5 protein-coding genes and 1 pseudogene are annotated in these 7,025 nt (G+C 30.1%); 5 read left to right on the top strand and 1 reads right to left on the bottom strand.

The window, feature by feature from the left end:
• From A9Q93_RS06360 to A9Q93_RS06340, 5 genes are all read left to right on the top strand, one after another.
• Positions 1-3,223 (top strand): hypothetical protein (locus tag A9Q93_RS06360; RefSeq protein WP_303686544.1); only part of this gene is annotated, 3,223 nt, incomplete at its 5' end.
• Entirely contained in the window at positions 3,220-3,663 is a 444-nt protein-coding gene (locus A9Q93_RS06355) for a hypothetical protein (RefSeq protein ID WP_303686543.1), read from the top strand. The genes A9Q93_RS06360 and A9Q93_RS06355, both read left to right, overlap by 4 nt.
• Position 3,664: 1 nt before the next feature.
• Entirely contained in the window at positions 3,665-4,906 is a 1,242-nt protein-coding gene (locus tag A9Q93_RS06350) for a hypothetical protein (RefSeq protein ID WP_303686542.1), read from the top strand.
• A gap of 76 nt (positions 4,907-4,982) precedes the next feature.
• Positions 4,983-5,510, top strand: coding sequence for a hypothetical protein (locus A9Q93_RS06345; protein ID WP_303686541.1), 528 nt, complete (start codon positions 4,983-4,985; stop codon positions 5,508-5,510).
• 3 nt (positions 5,511-5,513) lie between these two features.
• Positions 5,514-6,572, top strand: coding sequence for a nucleoid-associated protein (locus A9Q93_RS06340; protein WP_303686540.1), 1,059 nt, complete (start codon positions 5,514-5,516; stop codon positions 6,570-6,572).
• Positions 6,573-6,701: 129 nt separating this feature from the next.
• Here A9Q93_RS06340 and A9Q93_RS06335 read toward each other — a convergent pair.
• Positions 6,702-7,025, bottom strand: a pseudogene (locus A9Q93_RS06335) (hypothetical protein); the annotation flags it as partial.

The following is a 7,025-nucleotide window of genomic DNA, read 5'->3' as shown; positions in this document are numbered from 1 at the left end:
AATAACAAAATTTCAAAATATAAAAGACAAGATTGAAATAAATATTCTAAATGATAACATTTTACAGGTTGATCAACAACTGGACATCATAGAAAATGACATTAGTAGTTCGCTATATTCATTATTAGTTGAAATGTATCTCAACACACTAGATAACAATAACGAAGCAAATAATGATTTAGTTAAAGAGTTATCAATAAATGGAAAATCTTCTAAATTACCTATAATTGTCGAATTTGGAAGGTTAAGAATGGAGAAAGATTTACCTGCTTGGCAGTACGATTCGACAGTTGAGCATCACTCTACAATGTATCCGAAAGAATCCGAACATTTAGTCGAATATGTTTTTTTTAAGTTCGACCCATTCAATTTCGAACGCAATTTTAAACATTTGGCTTTTATTGTAAATTTTGAATCAGACTTTTCAGTCATTGATAGATATAATTCTATTAAATTAATTTTGCCCTTGACCTTTACTAAAGTTTTAGAGTTAAAACAAGATATAAATTTCTCAAGAGCCATAACACTATTCAAAGATGAATTAAAAGACAGTTATTGGGTGAAGCTCTCAGCCTTATTAAATTCTGGCGAAATAGCTCAACATATTTATTCAAAAAATCAAGAATATTATGATAAAATAGCAGACCTTTTTTTCAAGGCAGAATATACTAAGGTTGCAATTGAATGTTCAAAAATATTAATTGAAAAACCAAACATCCAAGAGTTACATTCCTTTTTTATAAAATCTATATTATTTATAAATAAAGATGTGAAAGATTTTTTTAAAAACGAAAATACTTTGACTCGAATTTTGACTCTTATGAGGTCGATGATGATTAAAGGTTCAAAATATAATTCAAACAGAGAAATACTACTTGCTGAATATTATCGGAATAGTAATTTTAGTTTTTCAAATTGTTTACTCGAAGATTTATATTATGAATTCAGATTTAACGTCCCAAGCAGCATACACAAATGTGTGTTCTTAAATGGAAGTGTTATTTCTTATCGAAATGTCAATGCATTTGACAAAAGTGACTTTTCAAAAATAGTAAGTAATCTTAATGCAAAATGGAGTAATTTGGTTTTCGCATCACTCCGAGAAAATGATATAGACCTTAATTATAATTTTTTTCATCAGGTTGAATTATATGTTATAACTAAAATAAAGATAGGGAATTATGAACAAGCCCTTACTGCTTTAAACTTATTCGATAAGAACAATACAAAAATAAGTTCCCCAGAGTTTGTGACAACGTGGTTAATTAAAAATAAAATATTATGTTATTTCAATCTCCAAATGGTAGATAAATGCATTCTTATTATAATCGATGAGTATTTTAGAACAGACAATTTTTATGATCATTATTATAATCAAGAATTAGTCGATTACTTAGTAGAATATAACGAATCTGTAGTATACAAAAGTATTGTTACTCCTATTTATTTTTTAATTACTAAACAATCTCAATCCTATTGTTATGATTCAATAGCAAATTTCCTAATACAACATGATTTAAAAAAACCTTCCGAAATAGAGTGTATATCAGCTAAATTCAAAACAGAACATTTAATTTATTTTTTGGAAAATTGTTGCATAAAAAGTAATCTAGAGGACTCTCCATACTTAAATTCTATAGATGCCCTTTCCCTCGAAAGAATTGCAATACTAAACTTTTTAAAAACTATAAATCCAGAAAACTTAAAACAGTATAACGATGAAATCTTAAATATAACAAAAGAAGATACTATTCGCAAGGGAGTTAAACACATTCATGAGAGTAGAATCTTTGTAGATACCGAGAGTTTATTTAAAATTCTAATTTCAGAAATTACAGAAATATTTGATCGGTATTTATCTTTAAATAATCAGAAGTTCTCTGCTTTATCTTCTATGACCATAAGTGAAATATTTGATCCGAATAAAATAGATTATATGTTCTATTGTATAAAACCAGTTGATGAAAATATTTTACATTTATATCTTTATGGAGAACCCATACTTGACGACAATATAGTTAGAGTTCCTAGAATAAGGTATACGCATTTTCTATTATTGTTCGAGGAAATCAAGGATCAATTTATTTTTAATGAAGATTTTGGTTTCAAAAGCTTTCTGAGTATGCGAATAAGGCACGGAACTTTCTCGAATGTGTTGAGGAATGTTTTTGATAAGTATAATTTAATCTCATCAAAAGAATCATCAACAGATGAATATAAAGAAATTGAACATTGGAATAAAAACGACGTAATACCGCAAAACTTAGTATCAAATATTCAGGATGTTTTTAAAGAAAGTTCTAGAGCAATTGATGATTTAATAGATCTAGGGTTAAGTTGGATAAAAATTAAGGAAATAGATAATGATGGATCTGAAATGTTTGATTTTGCTTTTTCAGAACTTGAAATGAAAGCTAATTTTATTAATAAGATAGGTAGAATCGAAAAACCAGATGATTTTATCAATGAAGTTTTTGATATACTTTATGATCGATTAGATTCACAATTAGAAAAGATTAGGCATAAAATTGAATCAGAGATGTCTTCAAAATTTATTGATATAATTGAACAAATGGAAACAAATGTTGGAACAATATTTAGTAATACAAAAAAAACGTCCTTATTAGAAGAACAAATTATTGCATGTAAAACAGAAATTCAATTGGTGACAGGACAAGTTCAAAAATGGTTTAAAGTTTCTAGAAATCATTATGTCGATGAATTTCCAATTGAAATGATTTTAGAAACTAGTTTAGATTATGCTAACAGTATTAACGGAGATATTTTGAATATTGCACAAGTCAATAAAGAAATCCAATGCAATTCTAAATTTAAAGGAAAATACTTTGAAGGCTTTGGCGATATGCTAATCAACATATTTGATAATATTATTAAAAATAATAGAGACTTAAACGGAGATTTAAAAATTAACATATTAATAGAATCAAAAAATGGTTTAACTAAAATCTTCGTTTCAAATAATTTATCTCCTTTGATTGACATTAAAGACTTAAATACCAAAGTTTTAGATATAAAACGAAAAGTTAATAATTATAAAGATGGAAATTTAGCTAATAGTTTTGAAGGAGATTCAGGCTATTTAAAAATTTGTAGGTGTATTTCAGCAGATTTAGAACAAACCAATTATGAAGTAAATGTTGATAATTCTATTGACAGTTATGTTGTAGAGATAATAATTGAAAATAAAAAATTAATTATATGAAAGGGTTAATAATCGAAGATGATCCGAATAAGGCAAAAAAAGTGATAGGCTTTATAGAGGGAAATTTTCCCAATATAAATATGAAACTGAAAATATCTTATCAAAGTGGTCTAAAGGAGATATTTCAGAATCAATTTGACTTCATTTTACTAGACATGAGTTTACCAACATATGATCAGAACACAAGTAGTTCTTCTGGAAAACCGAGAAACTTCGGCGGGCGTGATATTTTAAAAGAAATGAAAAGATACAAAAAGGTATCCGAGGTAAAAATTTTAACTCAATATAATGAATTTGATGGTGGATCTATTTCAATAAACGAACTCCATACTCAATTAGAATCTAAGTATTTTGAAATATATAGAGGTTATATAATATATAATTCGAAACGTACAGAATGGCAAAACGAGTTAAATGATTTCTTAAAATCATTAGTTTAATATGTTAAATATTTTAGTGGTAGACGATTCAGAAATTAAAATTGAAAGGATCAAACTAGTAGTTCACGAGTCTTACTCAAATGAATCTTTGAATGTTATAGTAGCAAGAAATACTTCTGATGCCATGACAATTTTATTATCTAATCAAGAAGTCAATTTGTTAATACTTGATTTAAACTTACCTATTAGAAAAGGTGAGAAAATTAAAAATAAATCCGGATTAAATTTATTAAAAGAAATTACCAGGAGATTCGATATTTCACGCCCAGATTCGATAATTGGTTTGACGTCTTACCAAGATATAAGAAATCAAGTTGAAGCTAGGTTTCAAGACGAAGGCTGGATAATTACTACATTTGATTTAAAGGAATCCAATTGGGAAGAAATAATAAAAAACAAAATTTCATATTTGATGTCAAAGAAAATCTACACACCAAAAACTAGTAAAACTCCATTGGTAGTGATTTTGACAGCCATAAAAGAGGAGTACATAGCAGTCAGGGCACACCTGACTAATTTAAAAGATAAAGATATTGATGATACCAGTTACGAAATTGGTGAGTTTAATTTAAATAAGAAACTTATTGCAAATGTCGTTATTCGAGAATGTGGAGCTAAAAATTCTATTGCAGCAATGGAAACTGAAAGAGCGATTTCAAACCATTCTCCACAATTGATATTGTTCGTTGGTATCGCCGGTTCTAGAAAAATAAACGATTTCAAAATTGGAGACGTTGTAATACCAGAAAAAATTTATTCTTATGAATCAGGTAAAACAGATAAAAATATGTTTTCCGCAAGACCAGATAGCGGTTTTTTGAGCTTTGTTTTTCTAGAAAAAGCAAAAAAAGAAAGGCTTAAAAATGATTGGAAAAAACTGATAAAAGGTGAATATAAAAACTTCTCTCCAACTGCTGATATTGGTATTATAGCCTCAGGTGATCAATTAATAGAGCATTATGATTCACAAGTTGGAGAAATTTTAAATAAACATTATAATGACACGTCTGTCGTTGAAATGGAAGGCTTCGGTTTTACAAAAACCATTTCAAAACAAGGTCGATCACAAAATAACCTTATTACTGGTTTGATAAGAGGTGTTTCTGATTTAATCAAGCAGAGTAAAGATTTAAGTTGTGAATTTGATCGACGCCCATCAGAGGCTAAAGCAATGGCTTCTGATACAGCATCTGCCTTTGCTTTTTGGATGATTTACAAACTATATGAAAATAGGGGTAACTAACTATTGTTGTTTAATTTTCAAATTCTACTTCAAGTTCAAAAAATCTTATCTTTGCCATCCTTAAAAAATGAAGTAAATGATCTATAGATTAAGAGTTCTTCTGGATGCCAGTGTGGACTGTTTTAGAGATATTGAAATAGAAGACAACGCTACTCTAGAAGAGTTTCATAACGTTATTGTACAGGCATTTCAGTTACCTGGTGATGAAATGGCAAGCTTTTATGCCAGTGATGAAGAGTGGAATCAAGGTGAAGAATACTGCCTTTTTGATATGAGTGGTGGAATGAGTCCCGTTAAAAAAATGGCCGATACGCTCATGGAAAACGCCATGAGTAAAAAGAAAACCAGAATGATCTATATTTATGACTTCTTGAGTCTATGGACCTTCTCCGTAGAACTGGCAGATGTCGTAGCACCAGTTTCTGGAAGTGCTTATCCGCAAGTGATTTTTTCTGTCGGTGAATTGCCAGACAGTGCTCCAGACAAAGAATTTGAAGCAGATCCTCGCTTTCATGATGGTGAAGAAGAGTATCGTGGCGATATAGATGACGGTGATGATGACTTTTATGATGACCAATCTTTTGATGAAAATGACCTCTACTAGACTATGATCAATCTATTTAATACCAGAATTGAAAATCTTGCCATACATCGTGTAGGTAATAAGAACAAAGGAGAGTTATTACTTACCTCTAGTGAAAGTACAGCTCTGGACGACGAGATGCATTCCCTATTGAAGGAGTATTTCTTAAAACCATTCCGCTCTAAGGAAGAGGCTTATTATAGTTTCTTTCATGAAGATGACTTAGAGTTTCATGATATGTACGCTTTCGCGAAAGCGGTATTCTCCACACCAGCTTCTTTACTAGATAATAGTAAGAAGATCGCAAAACACTTGTACGAGCAATCAGAGCATCCACACATACGAAGTGGTGAGGTATACATTTGTTATTTTGACAACGTAATGGTCGATAATAACAAGACCGATGCCATTGGGATTTTTAAGAGCGAGATCAAGCAAGAGTTTTTGCAATTTGAAGAAGGAGAAACAGATCTAAAAATGATCTTGCAGCAAGGTGTGAACCTAAATAAACTGGACAAAGGTGCCATTATTTTTAACGTAGAAGAAGAAGCTGGATACAAGATTCTATCTGTAGATTCAAACCGTTATGATGCAAAGTACTGGCTGGATAATTTTCTAGGAGTAGACGTTTTTGAAGACGAAAATTTCTTTACTAAGAAGTATTTGAAGTTTTGTCAAGACTTTGCAAAAGACGTGGTACTGCCTGCCGAAGATAAAAAGGAAGAGGTCATGTTCATGAATCGCGCGGTAAATCATTTTGCTAAAAACGATAATTTTGAAGAGACTGCTTTTTTAAATGATACACTAGATAACCCAGATTTAATTCCAGAATTTAAAAATTATAAAGTAGAAAAAGGACCTAAACACTCCATCGAAGATGTGAGCTCCTTCCCTATTTCAAATACTGCAGTAAGTGCAGCCCGTAAGGGAATAAAAAATGTAATCAATCTAGATACGCACGTGCAAATTAAAATGGATTTTACAAATCCTGATAGTGCAGAGAAATTTATAGAGAAAGGTTGGGACGAAGAAAAACAAATGTATTATTACTTAGTTTATTTTAACCGCGAGGAGAAAAAATAATCAAGAATAGCGAATAGCGAATAGCGAATAGCGAAAACTAAGATTTGAGATATAAATAGTCCGATAAATGAACAGAGATGTTTTATTTATCGGACTTATTTTTGATTCTAATTTTAATACTGATTTTATCTAGTGATCTAAATCGTGGTAGTTTCTTTTAACAAATTCTAGTGCGGTATTTAAAACGCCGCCCATACTTCTGGTAGACTTAAATGCGATATCACCGGTATATAAATGAAGTTCTTTTTTGAGCTGTTTAAATTTTGTAGGTGTAGAGATATAGTCTGCCTTCATGCATTTAATCAATTGCTTATAGCGTTTTTGCGTATTGATCAATCGTTTTGCGATAAGGGAACGTTCTTCTTTTTTATATTGCTCAATACTTTCATTTTTCAGGCAATCTGCCACATTTAATACCATAGGTAAGTTTTCTTTAAAGAACTGAGGTCGATA

The sequence above is a fragment of the Nonlabens dokdonensis genome (genome assembly GCF_002162835.1).
GTDB classification, from domain to species: Bacteria; Bacteroidota; Bacteroidia; order Flavobacteriales; family Flavobacteriaceae; genus Nonlabens; species Nonlabens dokdonensis_B.
Note: the sequence above shows the minus strand (reverse complement) of the source record. Positions and strands in the feature narration are given on the sequence as shown.